The organism is Chromohalobacter sp. 296-RDG, assembly GCF_029889885.1.
GTDB lineage: Bacteria > Pseudomonadota > Gammaproteobacteria > Pseudomonadales > Halomonadaceae > Chromohalobacter.
Genome location: NZ_JARANY010000046.1, coordinates 1 through 20761, shown reverse-complemented (window position 1 = coordinate 20761; position 20761 = coordinate 1). Strand labels below are relative to the sequence as shown.

Sequence of the window (20761 nt, the reverse complement as noted above, 5' to 3'; positions counted from 1 at the left end):
CATGGCGGAAGCGTTCGAAGTGCCGGTGATTCCGCACGCGGGGCAGATGCACAACTATCATCTGACCATGGCGTCGCTGGCCTCGCCGATGTCCGAGTTCTTCCCGGTGCATGACGTCGAGATCGGCAACGAGCTCTTTTACTACCTTTTCGAAGGCGATCCGGAACCCATCGATGGGTATCTCCACTTGGATGACAACACTCCTGGACTCGGGCTCACACTTAACGAAGCTAACTTCGGCCAGTTTCATATCGTCGAGTAGCCCATTCTCGACGGTAACGTTCACTCTTTAACTTATAGAGGAGACAGGCAACGCTTTACGCTCAAAAGAACAATCGCTTAGCTCACAGATATATTGGGAGAACTACAATGACTATCACCAAAAAGCGCAAAAACTTCCTAAAGGTCGGCAGTTCCATAGCGATGGCCTGCGCCTTGGGATCCGTAACATTAGCAAGTTCCGCCCACGCCCAAGAATCCTCATGGTCTCCGTCGCAGCAAGTCTCGATGGTGGTGCCATTCAAACCCGGTGGTGGGAGTGATATCTTCGGCCGCGCGGCGACGGCGGGCATTGAGGAAGTCAGAAACAACATCGATATTTCTGTCCAAAACATAGTCGGCGGTTCAGGAGCCGTCGGTTATTCGACACTTCTGCAGCGCAAAGGCAATCCCAACTACCTTCTCGCGTCAGAGACAGGGGCAGCTATTATCCTGCCCATCATGAACGATGTCCCATACAATTGGGACAAATTGACGCCCATTGCTGAAGCCGCCGAGGATCATACGATGATCATCGTCGCCAATGATTCCCCGTATAAATCCATTAGCGACCTAGTCGATGCAGCAAAGGAAGGGCAGGTCAACATAGCCATCTCTGGCAAGGGTAGCCCGGCCTCTTTATCCTTCAAACTGATCGAAAAAGATCAGGATGTTTCATTCAACCGTGTGGTCTTCGAGTCCGGTTCAGCAAATAACGCTGCCTTACTCGGTGGTGACGTTGCTGCTGCTGGCGCCAATCCCGGGGAGGCCATTGAGCTCATCAAGGCCGATAAGGTCCGCGCCCTGACCATTTTCAAGGACGAACGATTCGACCGAGCTCCCTTGTCCGAGGTTCCGACAATCGCCGAAGCGGGAATCGATGTCGATATCACCCCGACCCTGCAGTTCCGTGGAGTACTCGCTTCACCCGGCCTCAGCGAGGCACAACAAACCTACTGGGAAAATGCAATCAAGGAGTGGTCTAAAACCGAGGGCTACAAGACCTATATTAACAACAACTACCTGACGCCCAAGGTCCGCACCGGTGATGAATTCGCCGATTTCCTTGCAAAGCAGCATGATACTATTGCTCCACTCCTCAAGGAAACGGACTGAGAGGTAATTACCATGAAACCGAGGGGAGATTACGTGGGAGCGTTGATCCTTGTCGCAATAGGAGCGGCGTTTTCCACCCTCTCGGTCGATTACGGCATCTTGGGAGAAGAAGCCCGGATTAGTCCGGGCTTCGTCCCTTTCATAGTCGGCCTACTATTGGTCGTTTTTGGTGCCATGATCGGCTGGGAAACCTGGAGATCTCGCGTTCACGCCACGATAAATCCAACAGAAGATGACACCGAATCCGAGTCAAATACTGACAAAGGAGCGCGCTACAGCACTACGAAATCCGTAGCATTGATCTTTGGATTGTTGCTTATAGCAACTATTTTGGCGCCTATTCTAGGATTCCTTTTGACCTTTTCAATCCTTGTTTTCGCGATCTTGGCCGGCGTGGAACAGGAACGTCTTTGGTTCAGCTTAATCATCAGTCTGAGTATAGGTCTTCTCGCTTGGCTGATCTTTTACCAATTCATGGGGATTCGTTTACCCCTCGGCATCAGTGCCCCACTGATTGGAGGCTGAGTAGTGGACTTTTTTGCGCATCTAGTAACGGGATTTGGCACCGCGCTTTCCCCAATGAATCTACTCTACTGTTTCATCGGAGTATTACTCGGCACGGTCATCGGCCTATTACCCGGGCTAGGCTCGGCCACCGGCGTCGCCTTGCTATTACCGTTGACGCTCAACTTGAGCCCAACCACGGCCCTCATCATGCTCGCTGGTATCTACTATGGTGCGCAGTATGGTGCGACGATCACCTCGATATTGATCGCCACGCCAGGCGACTCGGCCAGCGTCGTTACCGCTATCGACGGCTATCCCATGGCTCGACAAGGCCGAGCCGGTCCAGCCTTGGCCATAGGCGCGGTCTCAAGCTTCGTTTCGGGCATCATCAGCTTGATTCTCCTCATGGCGTTAGCGCCGGTCTTCGCATCTTTGGCGCTTCATTTCGGGGCCCCCGAGATTTGTGCACTGATCGTTCTCGGCTTCACTAGCATTGTTGGTTTTAGTGGTACATCACGGACTAAGGGACTGGCCATGGCCGCTCTAGGCGTGGCAATCACTACCATTGGCCTCGATCCGCAAAGTGGTAACGCGCGTTTTACCTTTGGCTTTATCAATCTATTTGGAGGTATTGGCTTCTTGCCGGTGGTGATTGGCCTATTCGCGGTAGCCGAAGTACTGCATCAAGTCCGCAGCGGTAAAGTCGAACCAATACGTACACACTTTCGTGATATGATCTTGAAGCGAGAGGATTGGCGGAGATGTCGGACTACCATATGCGGCAGTGGACTACTTGGCTTTTTTATCGGGGTACTACCAGGCGCTGGTGCCACACTAGCATCTTTCCTGGGTTACGATCTGGCACGTCATTTCTCGAAGCACAAGGATGAATTCGGTAAAGGCGCCATAGAAGGAGTTGCCGCGTCGGAGGCTGCAAATAGCGCAGCAGTCAATGGTGCCTTCGTACCCACCCTCACTTTGGGTATTCCCGGCTCAGGAACAACGGCGGTTTTGCTCGGCGCTTTCATTGTCTTCGGAATTCAACCCGGTCCCCTGCTTTTTACCAACGAGCCTGACTTAGTCTGGGGACTGATGTGCTCATTCTTCATTGGAAGCGCAATACTATTACTTCTTAACCTGCCTCTCGTTCCCGTATTTGCCTCGCTCCTTCGCTTCCGTTATGCATTGATTTACCCCTGTATTTTGTTCCTATCATTCATCGGTGCTTACGCTATCGAAAACCGCATGTGGGGGGTTTGGCTAACGTTGGCTTTCGGTATCATTGGCTATTTTATGAAGCGCTATGATTATCCTACCGCTCCTTTAATACTAGGGATCGTTCTCGGTGGAATGTTCGAAAAAACACTAATCCAGACTTCTTCTATGGGGGGCGGCGATCTAACGATCTTCCTTAACCGCCCAATCGCCATGGTGCTTTTCGCTTTGGCCGCACTTATTCTGTACGGTCCGTACTTGGCCAAGATTTATAGCAAAATCCGGAGAGCGAGCGCCAGAAAAGCCTAGCAGTTACTTTTAAAATCCAAAAGCAGACCATCCCTCTTTAACACGGTGGTCTGCTCACTTCAAAATCTAAAATATCACGGTAAGTTTTTTTGCTCCGCCATGCCGGCTAAGGAAGAAACCTCGACTTTATCGCTAAGATGACGGCGCAGAATTTGACCCAGTGCTTCACTATCACGCCGACGAAGGGCGGCAATGATATCCTCGTGATCTTGTACCGCTTTAGCCCAGTATTCTCTGCTGAGCTCGGCGGAAAAACGAACGCGCCGAACTCTCTGATTCAGGCTCTTGTAAACATCAATCAGGACGTCATTCCGTGAGGCAACTACGATTGCCTCATGTATCTGCTGGTTGGTCAACAGATACTCGGCCATATTGGTATTTTTATAGTAAGCTAACATTTGATAGTGTAACGCTTCTATGTTGGCAAGCTCGGCCTCGGAAATATGTGCGCAAGCCAGTTCACCGGATAGCCCCTCAAGGGCGCTCATAACTTCCAGCGTGTGCTGTAAAGTATCGATGGTCAGCTTAGAAATACGCGCACCTCGGTTCGGTAGCAACTCTACGAATCCTTCCGAGGCCAATACTTTCAAAGCTTCTCGCAGAGGGGTACGCGAAACACCAAATTGCTCACAAAGCTGTTTTTCAGGAACTCGGCTCCCAGGCGCCAACGTACCCGCGTCGATCATATCGCGAATACGAGCGGCAACTTCTCCATGCAGAGTGTTCTGCTTGATCTTATCCATAGACCTATCCAATGTCCGGGTACACAGCATCGCACTACATGACAATCAAGCGGCGATTCCGCTCGCCATGTGGATACCTCAACCGCATCCTGATAGCGGATAACGAATTTTATATTTTGAATTCAATTCTGGCAATATTCTATCAATCAGGCTCTAACCCTGCTATCCCCCCCCCCCTTTTTGCACGATCAATAGCTAGCGCGCACCCGACAAGAACGCTATAACCAGCCACTTATCCTTGGGAGCTTGCGACCATTATTCGCCCGCTTCGTGCTTGGCGAGGATGCCTTGGGCGCGGCGGATGACCGGCGCGTCGACCATCTGACCTTCGACACTGAACGCGCCTGCCTGGTGGCTGGCACCGTCGACCACTTGCCTGGCCCAGGCGACGTCGGCCTCGCTGGGGGAAAACGCGTGGTTGACGGCGGGCAACTGCCGGGGGTGAATGCATAGCATGCCGGCAAACCCCATCTCCTTGGCGTGAACGGCCGTTTGCGCCAAAGCATCCGTGTCGTCGATGGCAGGGTGCGGGCTCTCGATCGGCGCGGCCAGGCCCGCCGCGCGCGAGTGGACCACCAGTTGATAGCGTCCCTGATCGAGCATTTGCCGAGCGCCAGGCGTCTCGGGTGTCAGCCCCAGCTCGGTGATCATATCCAGCGCCCCGAAACTCAGCCGTTCAACGCCAGCAACACCGGCCAGGCCAGGCAGCGCCAGTAAACCTTGCGCCGTTTCGATCAGTGGCCACAACGGCTTGCCACAGGCGGCGGCTTTTTCCAGTGCCTGGCAGGACTCGGCCTTGGGCACGATCACATGCGTGATGGCCGCCTGGCGCGCGCATATCGCCAGGTCGAGTTCATGGTGCGGGGTGCCGGGGGCATTGACGCGCACCATGAGCATGGCCTGCGGATTATCCGCCAGAAATGCCTCGAGCGTGTCCCGGGCATTGGCCTTGTCGCTGTCGGCGACGGCGTCCTCCAGGTCGACGATGACGGCATCCGCCGGGCTGGCCAGGGCCTTGGCGATGCGATCCGGCCGGGTGGCTGGCACGAATAGAAGAGAGCGCAGGGCGTGTGGATTCATCAGAAGCTCCGTCAGATGACGCGGTTATCTTTCAAGCGCTGGATATCGTCGCGACCATACTCCAGTTCGGCAAGGATCATCTCGCTGTGCTCGCCCAGCGCAGGTACCGGCTGCATCCGAGGAGCATAAGTACTGCTTTGTCCCGGCGGTAGCAGAGCCGGAATCTCGCCCGCCGGGCTGTCGATAAGCGTCCAGCGCTGACGCGCCTTGAGTTGCGGATGCGCCCAGACACCATGCATGTCGTTGACATGGGCATTGGCGATCTGCGCCTCATCGAGGCGTGCAAGCACTTCTTCCGCCGTCATTCCGCTAAATACGCGCACGATAAGAGCGCGCAACTCGTCACGATGTTCGGAGCGCCTGGCATTGGTGGAGAAACGCGTGTCTCCAGCCAGCTCAGGCTGCTGCAGCACTTTCTCGCAGAAAGCCTGCCACTCCCGCTCGTTCTGTAGGCCCAGCATCACGGTCTTGTCATCGCCGGTCGGAAACGGTCCATACGGGTAGATAGTGGAATGCGAGGCACCGGCTCGAGGCGGCGGCTCGGCACCGTCGAACGCATAGTACATGGGATAGCCCATCCACTCGACGAGACTCTCCAGCATCGACACGTCGATATGGCTACCCACACCGGTGCGTCCGCGCAGCAACAAGGCAGAGAGAATATTGCTGAAGGCATACATGCCGGCAGCGATGTCGGCAACCGAACAGCCCGCCTTGGCCATGCCTTGCGAGCCCGGCGTGCCCGTCGTCGAAAGAAAGCCCCCCTCGCTCTGAATCAGAAGGTCGTAGGCCTTCTTGTCGTGATAAGGACCGTCTTCGCCATAGCCCGAGATATCACACACGATAAGTCCTGGAAACTCGGCGTGCAGCGTGTCGAAGGACAGTCCCAGACGCGTCGCGGCACCCGGCGCCAGATTTTGTACCAATACGTCGGCTTGGCCCAGCAAATTGTCCAGAATCGTCCTGGCCTCGTCATTTTTGACGTCGAGTGTCAGGCTTTCCTTGGAGCGGTTAGTCCATACGAAATGAGAAGACAAACCGTTGACCCGCGCGTCGTAACCACGCGCAAAATCGCCGACGCCAGGACGCTCGACCTTGATGACGCGCGCGCCCATGTCCGCCAACTGCCGGGTGCAGAAGGGTGCAGCGATCGCGTGTTCCAGGCTCACGACGGTCACGCCGTCCAGGGGACGTTGAAAAGTCGGTAATGCTGTCATGCATGTATTCCTTGGCTGTCGTCTATGGGGCTGGCGCCTTCAGCATGCATTGAGAAAATGCACGGGGTGAATTTGCATTTACGCAAGGCGGGATTTGGCCAAGCCGAACACCAAAGACCGTGATCAAACCTTCACTTAAAGCTCGGGAAACACATCATGCATTTCGATTTGCCGGATTTGCGCTTGTTCGTTCACGTTGCCGAGGCCCATAGCATGACGGGCGGAGCCCAGCGCGCTCACCTTTCGACGGCATCCACCAGCACCCGCATGAAAGCTCTCGAGGGCCAATTAGGCAGTCGGCTTTTCTATCGCAGCAGTCAAGGAGTGGAGACTACCCCAGCGGGTGAGCGGCTGCTCCGGCATGCGCGGACGATTCTCCGCCAGGTCGAGCATGTAAAAACCGATTTCTCGGGCTATGCCGAAGGAGCGGCCGGTCATCTGCGCATCTTTGCCAATACGACAGCCGTGAGCGACTTCATGCCGGACGTATTGGCTCAATTCCTCGCTTCCCGGCCCGGCATTACCATCGATCTTCAGGAACGCTTGACCCATGACATCATCCGCGGCGTACTCGATGGGGCAGCCGATATGGGTATCGTGGCAGGTGACGTCACATCACAGGGGCTGCAATGCGTGCCTTTCAGCCGGGACCGACTGGTCCTTGTCGTCCCACAAGGGCATGATCTCGCGGCAAGACATCAGGTCGCCTTCCACGAAAGCCTGAATTATCGCCATGTCGGTCTGCACGACGGCAGCACGCTGATGCAGTTCCTGAAAGAGCAGGTTCAGGGTCTGGGACAACCCCTCCCCCTGAGAATCCAGGTTCTCGGCTTCGAGTCCGCCTGTCGCATGATCGAGGCCGGCGTTGGCATCGGCATTCTACCGGCCTCTTGTGCCCAGCGTTATCGGCAAACGATGGACATCAGGCTCATTGCATTGCAGGACACATGGGCCCACCGCGAACGTAGCATCGTCGTCCGCGAAGTGGATGCCTTGCCGAGCTGTGGCCAACAGTTGCTGGATACCATCGTCAACTATCCGGGGTTTGTCGAACCTGGCCAGCTAAAAGCAGAGTGACTCCGAGAAGCCCCATACGCACCGGCGCCGAGATCCACGCTATCCCAACAGCGAACGGATACCCGCCAGGGCGTCCTGGCCGCGCGCCTGCTTTTTCTCGGGGTCTTCCTTGTCGGCGCGCCCTTCCCATTCCAGGTCATCCGGCGGAAGTTCCTCGAGGAAGCGGCTGGGGGTGCAATCCAGCAGCTCGCCGTAGGTCTTGCGCTGACGGGCCAACGTCAGGGTTAGCGTGCGCCGCGCGCGGGTGATGCCGACATAGGCAAGGCGGCGTTCTTCTTCGATGGTGCCCGTCTCGATCGCGTTACGATGCGGCAGTAAGTCTTCCTCCAGCCCCATCAGATAAACGTGGGGGAACTCCAACCCCTTGGAGGCATGCATGGTGAGTAGCTGCACCCGGTCGGAGTCGTCTTCCTCGGCTTGTTGCTCGAGGATATCGCGCAGCACCAGGCGCGATATGGCCGACTGTACGTCGTCGGTCTCCTCGGAGGCCTCGCCATCTTCGTCGTCCCGGTGCATCGACTTCTCGAGCTGGTCGACTAGCGTCCACACATTGGCCATGCGCCGCTCGGCGACGGTCGGGGCGCTAGCGTTCTGGAACAGCCAGGCTTCGTAATCCATGTCATGCAGCATTTCGCGAATCGCCGCGATAGCGTCGCCTTGGTCCATGCGCCGGCGCACCCCGTCGATGAAGTGCGTGAAGCGCGACAGGCGCTCCACGGCACGCGTCGGCAGGACCTGTTCGAGACCGATTTCGTGGCAGGCGGCGAACAAGGATACATGCCGCTCGGTGGCGTAGTTGGCGAGCTTCTCCAGCGTCCCGGGGCCGACCTCGCGACGCGGCACGTTGACGATACGCAGGAAGGCGTTGTCGTCGCCGGGGTTGATCAGCAAGCGCAGATACGCCATTGCGTCCTTGATCTCATTGCGCGAGAAGAACGACGTGCCGCCGGAGAGCTTGTAGGGAATCTGGTAATGCTGGAGCTTGAGTTCCAGCAGTCGTGCCTGGAAGTTGCCGCGATACAGTACGGCGAAGTCGCGCCACTCGGCGCGCTCCTTGATGCGCCGGGTGAGGATCTCGCTGGCGACACGCTCGGCCTCGGCTTCCTCGTGGCGATTGACGATGACGCGAATGGCATGGCCCTGGCCCATCTCCGACCACAGCGTCTTTTCATAGACGTGGGGATTATGGCCGATCAGCGTATTCGCCGCGCGCAGGATAATCCCGGTGGAGCGATAGTTCTGCTCCAGCTTGATCACGTTGAGACGCGCAAAGTCCTCGCCCAGCGTCACCAAGTTCTCGGGCCGCGCCCCGCGCCAGGCGTAGATCGACTGATCATCGTCGCCGACCACGGTGAAAGTGGCGCGCTCGGCCATCAGCAACTTGACCAGTTGATACTGGCTGACGTTGGTGTCCTGGTACTCGTCGACCAGCATGTAGTGGATCTTGCGTTGCCAGCGAGCCAAGACGTCGGGATTGTCGCGCAGCAGGATCACCGGCAGCAGGATCAGGTCGTCGAAGTCGACGGCGTTGTAGGCCTTGAGGTGACGGTTGTAGGCCTCGTACACCCGTGCCGCATACTGCGCGCCCTCATCCGCAGCATGGGAAATCGCCTGCCCCGGTAACACCAGATCGTTCTTCCACTGCGAGATCTGGCTCTGCACCGCGTTGATCTGCTCGGCGTCGGTATCCGCTTCCTTCTGCATCAGATCGCGCAGCAGTGCCTTGGCATCCTCGGGGTCAAACAGCGAAAAGCCCGGTTTGTAGCCCAGCGTCTTCAATTCGCCACGAATGATATTGAGCCCCAGGGTGTGGAAGGTCGACACCGTCAAGCCGTGGCCCTCGCGTCCCTTGAGCATCTCCCCCACGCGCTCCTTCATCTCGCGCGCCGCCTTGTTGGTGAAGGTCACCGCCGCGATCTTGCGCGCGCTCATCCCGCATTCCTGCACCAGATAAGCGATCTTGGTAGTGATCACGCTGGTCTTGCCTGACCCGGCACCCGCCAGCACCAGGCACGGGCCATCGATATAACGAACCGCTTCCTGCTGGCGCGGATTGAGGCCGGCAATGCGCTTATGGATTGAGATGGGGAGACTCATGCGTGAACCGTTTCCGTCGCATTCACGCCCGCCACGGGGGCGGCCCCGGTGAACTCGAGCTGACGCCAGGCCTCATACACCAGGATCGCGCAGGCGTTGGAGAGGTTCAGGCTACGGCTATCCGGCAGCATGGGGATGCGCAGACGTTGCGCTTCCGGCAGAGCCTCCAGCATCGTCTGCGGGAGACCGCGAGTTTCGGGACCGAAGACCAGCGCATCGCCTTCCCGATAGGCGACGTCGTGATACCCGGTGCGACCACGCGTGGACACCGCCAGCACGCGCGCTGGCTGCACGCTTTCCAGGAAGGCATCCCAGTCGGCATGCACCTTGACCCGCGCCCACTCGTGATAATCGAGCCCGGCGCGACGCAGACGTTTGTCGTCGAGCGCGAAGCCCAGCGGCTCGATGAGATGAAGACGAAAGCCGGTGTTGGCGCACAAACGGATGAGATTGCCCGTGTTGGGCGGAATTTCAGGCTCAAAGAGTACGATATCGAGCATGAGGATCACTCTGCCAATGGCGGCGATGTGCCTGCATGATACGCAATCGGCGCCCCGAATGGGACGCCGATGTTCTTTCTGCAGCGCCTCGGAACCGACGCTCAAATATTCTTTGTAGCGCCCGGGGCCGGCGCCAACGCTCGTAGCTCGTAGCTCGTAGCTCGTAGCTCGTAGCTCGTAGCTCGTAGCCACAGATTGTGCTGTTGATCTTTCTTCCAGCTTAAAGCTTATGGCTTACAGCCAACGGCGCAGCCGGGACGCCCTTAAAAGCCGACGCTGACACCCAGCACCGGCCCGCTATCGAGTGTATGCTCGCCGCTCTCATCGAAGTCGGTGCGATAGTAGCGATAGCCGCCATAAAGGTATGTCTGCGAGACAACGTTGACGCGGGCCTGGGCACCGTACTCGTAGCTCTTCTCGATGTCGCCGTGGCTCAGGCCGTCCGGCGTATAAAAGCCGTAGCCGCCCACCGAGGTCAGCGGAATCGGCGTATCGACGTAGGCCGAACCGCCGAGCCCGACGCCACCACCGTCGCCGAAGTGCGTGTCCTGGTATTGATAGCGCGCGCCCACCGAGAGATCGACCAGCGGCAGATAGGGCGAAAACATCAACGACCCGGAATAAGCGTCCGCGTCATGACCGCTATCGTCCGAGGTGAAGTAGCCGACACTAGCGCGCAGGGTAGGGAAGATGCTCTGGCTCGCCTCGATCCCCTGTGAATCAGCACCCGCGTTGGCGGAAACGCTGAGCGCCATGGCCTGCTGGCTGGCCAGCAGGAGGCCGGCGGAGGTGAGCGCGAAACCGAGTGACTTGATCATGAGGTACTCCCGCAAAAAATGGTGAACACTGCCATCACTATGGCATAATCGCATCAGTTTAAAAACGCCGTTTTCAAACCTTATCCGTCGAGCCGCACACCGTATCGATCACGATACGCACGAATGGCCTCGGCATGAGGCTTGAGATCGTCACCGGCATGGGTTTCGAGATAGGTCAGCACCTGGTCGAGCGTGACGATACTCACGACCGGCATGGCGTAGCGTGCCTCGACCTCTTGGATGGCGCTGCGGCGCTGAACGCCCTCTTCGGCCTGGCCGCACTCCTGACGATCGAGGGCGATGACCACGCCCGCCGCCTGGGCATCGGCGGCATCGATCAGGTCCATGACCTCGCGGATCGCAGTACCCGCAGTGATGACGTCGTCGATGATCAGCACCCGCCCGGCGAGCGCGGCGCCGACGATGTTGCCGCCTTCGCCGTGGTCCTTGGCTTCCTTGCGGTTGAACGCGAACGGCAAGTCGCGGTCATGATGGTCGGCCAGTGCCACGGCCGTGGTCGTAGCAAGCGGGATGCCCTTGTAGGCGGGGCCGAAGAGCACATCCGCTTCAATACCGCTATGCGCGATGGCCTGCGCATAGAAGCGGCCCAAACACGCCAGGGCTCGGCCGCTCTTGAACAGACCGGCGTTGAAGAAATAGGGGCTGACCCGCCCGGACTTGAGGGTGAATTCACCGAACTTGAGCACGCCTTCTGCGATGGCGAATTCGATGAACTCCTGCTGATATGGTTGCAGTTGCGCGGTCACGCCGGACTCCCTATCACCCTGATCGCTATTACACATTTACCTAAACGTCGAAAGCTCAGGTATCATACACGCGCGACGAAAAAGGGGCCATGTATGAAAATCGCCAGCATCAATGTCAACGGAATCCGCGAAGCGGTCGGGAGGGGGTTTCTCGACTGGCTGGCCAACCAGGACGCCGACGTCATCTGCGTCCAGAACCTCAAGGCCAAAAGCTTCGAACTCGACGACAGCATTCTTTTCCCCGAGGGATACGAAGGCTATTTCCTGGATGCCGAGGAAGACGGTTTCTCGGGTGTAGGACTTTATTGCCGCAAGATTCCCAAGGCCATCATGTACGGGCTGGGCTTTCCCCAGTGCGATAACGAAGCGCGCTTCCTGCAGGCCGATTACGACCGCTTCAGCATCGCCAGCTTCCTGATGCCCGACGGTAGCGACATGGAGGCCAAGCAGTCCTTCATGAGCCAGTATCAGGAATATCTCAACAAGATGATCAAAAAGCGCCGCGAGTACATCATCTGCGGTACTTGGCACATCGCGCACAAGACCATCGATCTTGCCAACTGGGCCGATAATCAGACTACCCCTGGCTTTCGTCCCGAAGAGCGTGCGTGGATGGACCAGGTTTTCGGGCCGATGGGCTATATCGATACCTTCCGCGAGGTCAATCGCGATGCCAGCCAGTATACCTGGTGGCCCAAGCTCGATCAGGACGTGCCTCGCATGCGTCAGGAAGGCTGGCGCCTCGACTATCAGATCGTCGGCCCCGACTTCCGCCGCCACGTGGTGGATGCCTGGATCGACCGCGACGCCACTTTCTCTGAATTCGCGCCGCTCATCGTCGAGTACGATCTCGACCTGTAACGTCGCCGGTCCCGCGCAAATGATGACGCCGGCCCCAGGCCGGCGTCGTGCGTTCTTGCCGCATGCTAGCGTCCGCGATCAGTCGCGAAAGCCCAGCGCCTCGCGCTGATGGGCAAACAGCTTACTTCCGGCGCCTTCGGCCAGATCGAGCATCGCATTGAGCTCCTGACGGGTGAACGTCGCCGTTTCGGCGGTGCCCTGCACCTCGATCAAACCGCCATCTTCGGCCATGACCACGTTCATGTCGGTGCCTGCCGTGCTGTCCTCGGGATAGTCGAGATCCACCACCGGCTGGCCCTTGAAGATGCCCACCGACACCGAGCTCACCAATTGCTTGAAGGGATCCTTCTTGATCAGCTTCTCGCGCTGCAGATGATGGATCGCGTCCACCAGCGCCACGCAGCCGCCGGTGATCGACGCCGTGCGTGTACCGCCATCGGCCTGGATCACGTCGCAATCCACGGTGATCGTGAATTCGCCGAGTTTCTTGAGATCCACCACCGTGCGCAGCGAACGGCCGATCAAGCGCTGAATCTCCAGCGTGCGACCACCCTGCTTGCCGCGCGTGGCCTCGCGCCCACCGCGCGTATGCGTGGCGCGCGGCAGCATACCGTATTCCGCAGTAACCCATCCCTGATGCTTACCGCGCAGCCAGCGCGGTACGCCGGCTTCGACGCTGGCATTGCACAGCACCTTGGTATCACCAAAGCTCACCAATACGGAACCTTCCGCATGGCGCGTATAGTCCCGCTCGAGCGTAATCTCGCGGGGTTGATCGGGCTGTCGTCCACTCGGGCGCATACCACCTCTCTGCATCGTCGATCGAAAAAACCAGGTTCGGAACAATCAAGTCGCGGCCACGCCGCAGCAATCCGCGCATTCTACACTCAAGCGGGCCTCAAGCGGACCGTGAATCGGTTAGACTGCAGGATTAAAGAATGGCTTCGCAGCGCAGGAGAATCGCATGGCTTACAGCATGACCGCCTTCACCCGGCAGACACAGGACGCCGACTGGGGCAGCTTGCAGCTCGAGTTGCGCTCGGTGAATCAGCGTTACCTGGAACCGCATTTCCGCCTGCCGGATAATCTGCGCGACCTTGAGCCGCATTATCGCGATGCGTTGCGCAAGCGCCTCTCACGCGGCAAGGTCGAATGCACCCTGCGCTTCGAACCGGCCCACGGCAACACCACGCTCCGCGTCAACGAGACACGCCTGGCCACCCTGGCCCAGGCACTGGATACGGTACGCGCACAGGTACCCGATGCCGCCATGCCCGATGCCCTGGCACTGCTCGATCACCCCGGCGTGCTCGAAAGTGACGGACTCGACCTCGAACGTGTCCAGCACGCTGCGCACGCACTTTTCGATGCCGCGCTGAACGACCTGATCGCCGGCCGCGCCCGCGAAGGCGAACGCCTCGCGCAGTTGATCCGCGATCGGCTAGAGGGCATGCGCGCCGTGGTCGCCGAGGTCCGCGCCCACCTGCCCGAGATTCTGGAACGCCAGCGCCAGCAACTAGTCGAGCGTCTGACTGCTTTCAAGGCCGAGCTCGATCCTCAGCGTATCGAGACCGAAATTGCCCTGCTCGCCCAGAAGGCCGATGTCGCCGAAGAACTCGACCGGCTCGAGACCCACGTAGCCGAAGTCGAACGTCAGCTCACGCAAAAAGGCCCCATCGGCCGCCGCCTCGACTTCCTGATGCAGGAACTCAACCGTGAAGCCAACACCCTCTCCTCGAAATCCATCGTCGCCGACACCACCCGCTGCGCAGTGGAGCTCAAGGTGTTGATCGAACAGATGAGGGAGCAGATACAGAATATTGAGTAATGTCCACGCTCATCCATCAAAGACCATAAGTTATTGTTTTTCATACAAACAACAGAAGACTTTGTCTATGGTTGTTCACTAAAATCCAGCTTAAGCCATCGCTATACGGGGAGTACAATGGGGAGTATATTGACATACCCCCACCAAAAGGAGCGGTTTCTATATGAGTACTCCCCACTTCAAATGCTTCCCCCTAGCCATGAGCGTCTCATCCAGGCTTCTCTGCCCTAGCAACCTGACCATCCCTGTCCTGAAAACAGGTTCCTGATGAGGCATGCCATATCCTGACCACCATCCTCTCAAACGATCGTTTCAATTTTTTATGGCATGCTGCGGGAGATAATGATGGGGAGTTTTACTGCCAAGAAGGCCCAGGCTCTGATCAAGGACGGCACACCGGGACGCCACAGCGATGGCAACGGCCTGTACTTGATGATCCCCCGGAAGGGTGCGCCCTACTGGATGCTTCGATATACGTTAGCCGGAAAGCGGCGTGAATTGACACTGGACAAATACGCAGACCTTTCGTTGGCTAAAGCTCGCGAGCGAGCTGTAGAAGCTCAGCGGGTCATCCGCAACGGGGTCGATCCCATTGAAGAGCGCAAGCGTGAGGAAAAGGCCACCATCCATACCGTCCAGGACCTGTTCAGCGACTGGCATCAGGATCTGGAGAAACGCCTCAAGCACCCTCATATACCGAAGCGCATCTTTGAAAAGGACATTGCACCCTCTATTGGCAACCTCGCCTTGGAGAGCGTCACCCCCATGGATGTACGGGCCATCGTCAGGAAAGTCGCCGATAGCGGACGCCCGACCATCGCCAACGACGCCCTGATGTATCTAAAGCAGCTATTCAATCACGCCATCAAGCTGGGGCTACTCACTTACAACCCGGCAGCGGCTTTCAATACCAATGACGCGGGGGGCATCGAGAAAAGCCGCGACAGAGCACTGAGCCTTGATGAGATCCATCAAGTCTTTCAAGTTTTCAGGGAAAACAACGCAAGCTTCAGTCGGGAGAACTATCTCGCTTGTGCCCTTCTTCTCGTATTGGGGATAAGGAAGACCGAATTGACCGAAGCCAAGTGGGAGGAGTTCAACCTGAAAAACGGCCAGTGGCAACTGCCCGGGGAGCGCAGCAAGTCAGGCGTCGGGATCAGAGTACCGCTTCCGCCACAGGCCATCGACTGGTTGAAGGAACTTCAGGTACGCGCATGCGGCTCAGAGTTTGTGTTCCCCAATCGACGCAGCAGCAAACAACCCCACATGGGCAAGGACACACTGAATCGTGCCATTTCCAAACTGTTCGGCCAAGAGCCAGGCAGAAAGCTGCAACCAGAGAACAAGATGGCGGATATCGCCATATTTACTGTACACGACCTTCGCCGGACCTGTCGGAGCCTGCTGGCTGCCACAGGCACGCCTGGCCATGTCGCGGAGCGCTGCCTGAACCACAAGCTCAAGGGCGTCGAGGGCATCTACGACCGTTACGACTACTTTGAAGAGCGCAAAGAGGCGATGGGCAAGGTGGCAGCGTTGGTTGAGCCTGCTATCAATGAAGCGCAGAATGGATTTTCAGTATCCTCCCAATGACCTCAATATCTCTTCGCCTAATAACCGTCATGGCAGGTTTCCACTTAGTCGTAAGTGGAAACCGATACCCTTTCCTAAAGGGCTCAGAAAAGCCCCCTCGTCTGTGAACTGCATTGTTAAGAAACGTCATCATCAATCAAAACGATCTTCTCTTGCAGAAGCGAAATGATACAAACTTGGGAAGTCAATCCTTTTTAGCTTGCAATAATCGTCCGCAGCTATTCATCAAGCATATCACCCCACTTCATTATCCCTCTCTTCATCTTTCTTTTTATTAAATATACTTCTAGCCACTTCTTCACTCACTTCATCAATATAGTAAGCTATAGCTGCCTCACCAATTGCCTTTGTCCCAAAAAATGCCACTGATCCAGAAACCACACTCCCGACACCTGGAATATATTTCGCTATTGTTCTTGCCGATTCACGAAGTGCAAATCCAGCTCCAACATTAGCCCCCATTGCTACCAAAAACTCCCTAGCATTTTCTTTAGAGAACTCTCTCCCCCCAATTTTTCCAATACCGCAAATCATGGCCACTTGCAAAGCTACGATGGGAGTAACATCAGCAAAAGGGATAGGGGTAACAGCAATTGCCGAGCATGTGCCGGCAGTAGTATGAATAACCTTCCTGGCAAGTCGCTTTTGCATATTCTTTAGCTTATCTGCCCTAGCCTGTTGCAATTGAGCACAATATGGAAGCACATCAATTATTTTTTCTTTTAAGTATTCAATATTCCAGAAATCTGAATCTTCAACCCCCCCATCCTCGTCATACTCAGCATATGCACTTACTGGAACCACCTCGATTAAAGAAACACTTTTTTCGTCAAACTGCTTTCTAATAACCTCGCAGGCTTGATTTACATTATTCTCTTTCTTTATATATTTTTCAGATTTACAATCATCGACACCAAGATTTACTTTCCGAGGATCCAGTTCATCGACCTGCGTCACACATGACATCACTGGGATCTCTGCCGCGTGCTGCTTACTTGCCAGACTCCTTATTTTTTCTATCGCATGTATATCTTCTGAAAGATGAGCATCGACTTCTTTAGCCTTGCATACAAAAATAATAACATCAGGACATTTTTTCTCTACTTCAGCCTTAAGCTCTTCTAAAGAGCTATCAAACTCAGAAGAAGCAGGCTTTGTTGCATCTCCAATACCTCGCGTATCAATTATTTCAACCTCGCCATTCCCGTTGCTAACGGTGTGCCAACTTGCTTTTCCAGTCTCTGAAACTACAGAGCCTACCTCAGCCACTTTTTCACCAACTAGCGCATTCACTAGAGAGGACTTCCCTGCCCCTCTCCTGCCTATAATCAAGACCCTTGCTGGGCGAGACTCTATAAAAATCTCCTTCATGACTTCCAAGTCTTTCTTCACCCTATTAAAAAGAACTTCAGGAAGCTTCTCAAAAATCCCTTCCAACTCATCAAAAACTTTACCGTGCTTCTCACCATCTGGCTTATTCATAAAAAACCTTATTCAAATAGAACAACAAGGCCTATATCGGCAAACATAAGAAAAACTTTAACCCTACCCAGCCACCATGAAGTCTTATTTTTACTGACACACAAAAAAATACTTACCAAATAGATACCCCATGGCGCTCTTTAACTTGCAGAACCCAACATTTTTAAGCCCTATATCACTCCTGTGAGCCAAGCCCTTCCCGGGCTTCTTCACCGCCACAGGAGTCGTGATATGGCCCCACCCTGCATGCGCTGTCGCTCACAGCACCTCATCAATCTCGAGACGGCCCGCAAGCTCGGCATCGCCGCCGGTGCGCTGGCCGGCAGCCTCAAGAGCGTCTATGGATCGCTTTACGCCGTCAGAACGCTGACGGTGGCATCCGCGCACTTGCCGCTCAGCCGTGTGGCGAGTGCGGTTATTGCCGGCGCCTCCGGCGGTATCGCCGGTGCTGCGGCCGGCAACCAAATGGTCCGTCATCTATTACCTCCCGGCGAAGGGCCCCCCTGGCTCTGTCTGGGCTGTGGCCACGCCTTCCGCGTGCGGGACTGACGCTGTTCTCTCCCCTTTCACCCGGCTGGCGCTCTGCCGGCTTTTTTTCGTTCAGGAGCTTTCTCATGGCCCATCAAATCGAGCAAACGGCCTACGTCGGCGATACTCCCTGGCATGGCCTGGGGCACCAGCTGCCCCCTCATCAACCGCTGGACGTCTGGCGACAGCAGGCCGGCATGGATTGGCACATCGAGGCATCGCCGGTGCGTTTCATTGCCGATTCGGCGTCACATCTAGGCAGCATCCATTCCTTCCCCGAACAGAAGGTGCTCTACCGTTCCGATACTCAGGCGCCGCTGTCGGTGGTCTCTCAGCGCTACAAGGTGGTGCAGCCGGAAGAGGTGCTGGCGTTCTACCGCGATCTCACGGAATACGCGGGCTATGAGCTCGAGACCGCCGGGATGCTCAAGGGCGGCCGCAAGTTCTGGGCCCTGGCCCGCAGCGGTCTGGGCGGTGCCTTGAAGGGGCAGGATCAGATCAACGACTACCTGCTGCTGGCCACGTCGTGTGACGGCTCTCTGGCCACGGTGGCGACGCCCACCTCGGTGCGCGTGGTCTGTCACAACACCCTGAGCATCGCTGTGGCGGGCATGAGTCAGGGCGTGAAGGTTCCCCACAGCACCGAGTTTCGTCCGCAGTTGGTCAAGCAACAGCTGGGCCTCTCGGTCTCGCAGTGGGACGACTTCATGGTCCGCATGAAGACCCTGGCCGATCGCAAGGTCAGCCAGGCGGAAGCCCAGACGTACTTCCAGTCGGTCATCTGCAATACCGATGGCCCGCTGGATGATCCTTCCAGGCTGCCCAACGTCCGCGCCCTCAATCGCGTCCAGAAGCTCTATCAGGGCGAAGGGCGTGGCTCGCAACTGTGCACGGCGCAAGGCACCGCCTGGGGCCTGCTCAACGCGGTCACCGAGTACGTGGATCATGAGAAGCGCGCCCGCAGCAACGACTACCGCATGGATTCAGCGTGGTTCGGCCAAGGCGCCACTCTCAAGGACAAGGCCCTGGAGTCCGCGCTTGCGCTGGTGGCCTGAGCCGCCGCCGACCTTTTATCACGCCTGTCTTTTCTGTCTTTCCATCATTACGGCAGTGCGCCCGGCCCCTCTCAGGCCGGGCGTCGCTGTTTCTGGAGGTATCGATGCAACCGCGCATGACGTTCGAGACCTGCCGCGCCCTGACCCAGCTGACGCGTCAACTGCTGGAGGCCGATGAATACACGACGGACACCCACGTGCTGGCCGAGGGCCGTCTCTACCGTGTGGCCGTGTCCCTGGAGCCGGTCCGTGCCGACCAGCTCGATGATGTCATCAACCGCTATCGCTAACGGAGGCCGTCATGGCAACCCCCATCAAACCCAATGCCCACGGTCAGACGCCGGTGGCTCAGTCCGATCAGGACAGCACCGCGATCATTCAGGTGATCGAGCGGGCTGCCCTCAATCCCGACGTCGACATCGACAAGATGGAGCGTCTGCTGCAGATGCAGGAGCGTGTACTGGATCGCCAGGCACTCATGGCCTACAGCGCCGCCATGGCGGCCATGCAGACCGAGCTGCCGAGCATTGCCGAACGTGGCCAAGGAAACAACGGCCACTACGCCACGCTGGAGGACATCGTCGATACCGTGCGCCCGATCATGCAAAAGCACGGTTTCGCGGTGAGCTTTCGTATCCAGACACAGGAGCGTGCGATTCAGGTGACCGGCGTGCTGATGCACCAGGACGGCCACCGGGAAGAGACCAGCATGCTGCTGCCGGCGGACGTAAGCGGTAACAAGAACGCCGTCCAGGCCTTCGGCTCGTCGACCAGCTACGGCAAACGCTACGTGCTCTGCGCCTTGCTCAACATCACCACCCGGGGCCAGGACGACAACGGGCATGCCGCCGTCTCGGTGACGCGCGTGACTGCGTTTCAGGCGAGCCAGATCCGGCAACTGATGGGCGCCTGCCCGACGGCTACCCAGGAGTGGTTCGTCGGCAAGTACGGCGATGCCAAGCAGGTACCACGCAGCGATTTCGACAAGTTGCGCGCCTCGCTGCAGAAGCGCGCCCAGCCCTACTCGCAATCTCACTGACCGGCCGCGAGGGGAATCCCCTCGCGGTCTATGCCGCGTCATCGAAAAAGGAGGTCGTCATGCAGACTCTGACACTGGACCAGGGCACGCCCGAGTGGCATGCCGCCCGGCTGGGGATCGTCACCATGTCCGAGCTGAAGACATTGCTGGTCAAGGGCAAGGGGCCGGGTGGCTTCGGCACCGGGGCGCTGAGTTACATGCATCAGTTGATCGGTGAGCGCATCACCGGCGAGCCTTCCGATGCCTTCCAGGGCAATGCCCACACCCAGCGCGGCCACGCACTGGAGCCGGTAGCCCGCGAGCTCTACCACGAGGCGACGGGGCTGCCGCACCTGGAGCAGGTCGGCATCATCCTCAATCACGGCGTCGGCTACTCGCCCGACTGCCTGGTGGACCGCAACGGTCTCGCCGAAATCAAGACCAAGCTGCCCAAGTATCAGATCGAGTTGCTGCTGGCCGGTGAGCTGCCCCCGGAACATGTCGCCCAATGCCAGGGCGGCCTGTGGGTCAGCGAACGGGAGTGGATCGACTTCGTCAGCTATTGGCCGGGGATGCCGCTATTCGTGAAACGCGCCTATCGGGACGAGGCGATGATCCGCACCATCGCCGAGCGGGTCGACGCCTTCCACGAAGAACTGGAGCGCCGCATGGCGCTGGTGATGGCGGCCTGA

22 protein-coding genes are annotated in these 20761 nt (G+C 57.4%); 13 read left to right on the top strand and 9 right to left on the bottom strand.

Features of this window, described 5'->3' with window-relative positions:
- The 4 genes from OP495_RS13445 to OP495_RS13430 form a co-directional block, all read left to right on the top strand.
- Positions 1-262 (top strand): enolase C-terminal domain-like protein (locus tag OP495_RS13445; RefSeq protein WP_280569940.1); only part of this gene is annotated, 262 nt, incomplete at its 5' end.
- Between the two features lie 107 nt (positions 263-369).
- Positions 370-1374: a tripartite tricarboxylate transporter substrate binding protein gene (locus tag OP495_RS13440; protein WP_280569938.1), complete on the top strand. Its 1005-nt coding sequence runs from the start codon at positions 370-372 to the stop codon at positions 1372-1374.
- 33 nt (positions 1375-1407) lie between these two features.
- A complete protein-coding gene (locus OP495_RS13435) occupies positions 1408-1899 on the top strand; it encodes a tripartite tricarboxylate transporter TctB family protein (RefSeq protein WP_280569935.1) in 492 nt (163 codons plus the stop codon).
- 3 nt (positions 1900-1902) lie between these two features.
- Positions 1903-3405, top strand: a complete 1503-nt coding sequence (locus OP495_RS13430) for a tripartite tricarboxylate transporter permease (protein WP_280569933.1) — start codon at positions 1903-1905, stop codon at positions 3403-3405.
- 74 nt (positions 3406-3479) lie between these two features.
- Here the strand turns inward: OP495_RS13430 and OP495_RS13425 are convergent, their stop codons facing one another.
- The 3 genes from OP495_RS13425 to OP495_RS13415 form a co-directional block, all read right to left on the bottom strand.
- The gene (locus OP495_RS13425; protein WP_280569930.1) at positions 3480-4148 is read right to left on the bottom strand and encodes a GntR family transcriptional regulator; all 669 of its coding nucleotides are present in this window, start codon (positions 4146-4148) and stop codon (positions 3480-3482) included.
- 255 nt (positions 4149-4403) lie between these two features.
- Positions 4404-5228 (bottom strand): CoA ester lyase, encoded by an 825-nt coding sequence (locus OP495_RS13420; protein ID WP_280569928.1) that lies wholly within the window; start codon positions 5226-5228, stop codon positions 4404-4406.
- An 11-nt stretch (positions 5229-5239) separates the two neighbouring features.
- Positions 5240-6445 (bottom strand): CaiB/BaiF CoA-transferase family protein, encoded by a 1206-nt coding sequence (locus OP495_RS13415; RefSeq protein WP_280569926.1) that lies wholly within the window; start codon positions 6443-6445, stop codon positions 5240-5242.
- 156 nt (positions 6446-6601) lie between these two features.
- Here OP495_RS13415 and OP495_RS13410 point away from each other — a divergent pair, with 156 nt between their 5' ends.
- The gene (locus tag OP495_RS13410) at positions 6602-7522 is read left to right on the top strand and encodes a LysR substrate-binding domain-containing protein (RefSeq protein WP_280569923.1); all 921 of its coding nucleotides are present in this window, start codon (positions 6602-6604) and stop codon (positions 7520-7522) included.
- Between the two features lie 39 nt (positions 7523-7561).
- Here the strand turns inward: OP495_RS13410 and rep are convergent, their stop codons facing one another.
- From rep to pyrE, 4 genes are all read right to left on the bottom strand, one after another.
- A complete protein-coding gene (gene rep, locus OP495_RS13405) occupies positions 7562-9619 on the bottom strand; it encodes a DNA helicase Rep (protein ID WP_280569921.1) in 2058 nt (685 codons plus the stop codon).
- Complete coding sequence (gene trmL, locus OP495_RS13400) at positions 9616-10119, bottom strand: tRNA (uridine(34)/cytosine(34)/5-carboxymethylaminomethyluridine(34)-2'-O)-methyltransferase TrmL (RefSeq protein ID WP_280562506.1); 504 nt, start codon at positions 10117-10119, stop codon at positions 9616-9618. Before trmL ends, rep begins: the two co-directional genes overlap by 4 nt.
- A gap of 263 nt (positions 10120-10382) precedes the next feature.
- Positions 10383-10937: a YfaZ family outer membrane protein gene (locus OP495_RS13395; RefSeq protein ID WP_280539777.1), complete on the bottom strand. Its 555-nt coding sequence runs from the start codon at positions 10935-10937 to the stop codon at positions 10383-10385.
- Positions 10938-11017: 80 nt separating this feature from the next.
- Positions 11018-11704 (bottom strand): orotate phosphoribosyltransferase, encoded by a 687-nt coding sequence (gene pyrE / locus OP495_RS13390; RefSeq protein WP_280569919.1) that lies wholly within the window; start codon positions 11702-11704, stop codon positions 11018-11020.
- A 93-nt stretch (positions 11705-11797) separates the two neighbouring features.
- Between pyrE and OP495_RS13385 the strand changes: the two genes are divergently transcribed.
- On the top strand, positions 11798-12565 hold the full coding sequence (locus OP495_RS13385; protein WP_280562503.1) for an exodeoxyribonuclease III: 768 nt from the start codon (positions 11798-11800) through the stop codon (positions 12563-12565).
- Positions 12566-12643: 78 nt separating this feature from the next.
- Here the strand turns inward: OP495_RS13385 and rph are convergent, their stop codons facing one another.
- Positions 12644-13366: a ribonuclease PH gene (gene rph / locus OP495_RS13380; RefSeq protein WP_280562502.1), complete on the bottom strand. Its 723-nt coding sequence runs from the start codon at positions 13364-13366 to the stop codon at positions 12644-12646.
- 163 nt (positions 13367-13529) lie between these two features.
- On the opposite strand from rph, the gene OP495_RS13375 reads away from it, so the two are divergent.
- Together OP495_RS13375 and OP495_RS13370 are read left to right on the top strand one after the other, a co-directional pair.
- Positions 13530-14393 (top strand): YicC/YloC family endoribonuclease, encoded by an 864-nt coding sequence (locus OP495_RS13375; RefSeq protein ID WP_280569916.1) that lies wholly within the window; start codon positions 13530-13532, stop codon positions 14391-14393.
- A gap of 345 nt (positions 14394-14738) precedes the next feature.
- On the top strand, positions 14739-15986 hold the full coding sequence (locus OP495_RS13370) for a site-specific integrase (protein WP_280569915.1): 1248 nt from the start codon (positions 14739-14741) through the stop codon (positions 15984-15986).
- A gap of 234 nt (positions 15987-16220) precedes the next feature.
- On the opposite strand, the gene OP495_RS13365 is transcribed toward OP495_RS13370, so the two are convergent.
- The gene (locus OP495_RS13365; RefSeq protein ID WP_280569913.1) at positions 16221-17468 is read right to left on the bottom strand and encodes a GTPase; all 1248 of its coding nucleotides are present in this window, start codon (positions 17466-17468) and stop codon (positions 16221-16223) included.
- Between the two features lie 231 nt (positions 17469-17699).
- Here OP495_RS13365 and OP495_RS13360 point away from each other — a divergent pair, with 231 nt between their 5' ends.
- The 5 genes from OP495_RS13360 (at position 17700) to OP495_RS13340 (ending at position 20761) form a co-directional block, all read left to right on the top strand.
- Positions 17700-18017: a hypothetical protein gene (locus OP495_RS13360; protein WP_280569910.1), complete on the top strand. Its 318-nt coding sequence runs from the start codon at positions 17700-17702 to the stop codon at positions 18015-18017.
- Positions 18018-18082: 65 nt separating this feature from the next.
- Positions 18083-19051, top strand: coding sequence for a DUF932 domain-containing protein (locus OP495_RS13355; protein ID WP_280569907.1), 969 nt, complete (start codon positions 18083-18085; stop codon positions 19049-19051).
- 104 nt (positions 19052-19155) lie between these two features.
- Positions 19156-19341 carry a hypothetical protein gene (locus OP495_RS13350; RefSeq protein WP_280569904.1) on the top strand — a complete coding sequence of 62 codons (186 nt, stop codon included), beginning with the start codon at positions 19156-19158 and terminating at the stop codon, positions 19339-19341.
- Between the two features lie 11 nt (positions 19342-19352).
- Positions 19353-20090, top strand: a complete 738-nt coding sequence (locus tag OP495_RS13345) for an ERF family protein (protein ID WP_280569903.1) — start codon at positions 19353-19355, stop codon at positions 20088-20090.
- Positions 20091-20149: 59 nt separating this feature from the next.
- Positions 20150-20761, top strand: a complete 612-nt coding sequence (locus OP495_RS13340) for a lambda exonuclease family protein (RefSeq protein WP_280569901.1) — start codon at positions 20150-20152, stop codon at positions 20759-20761.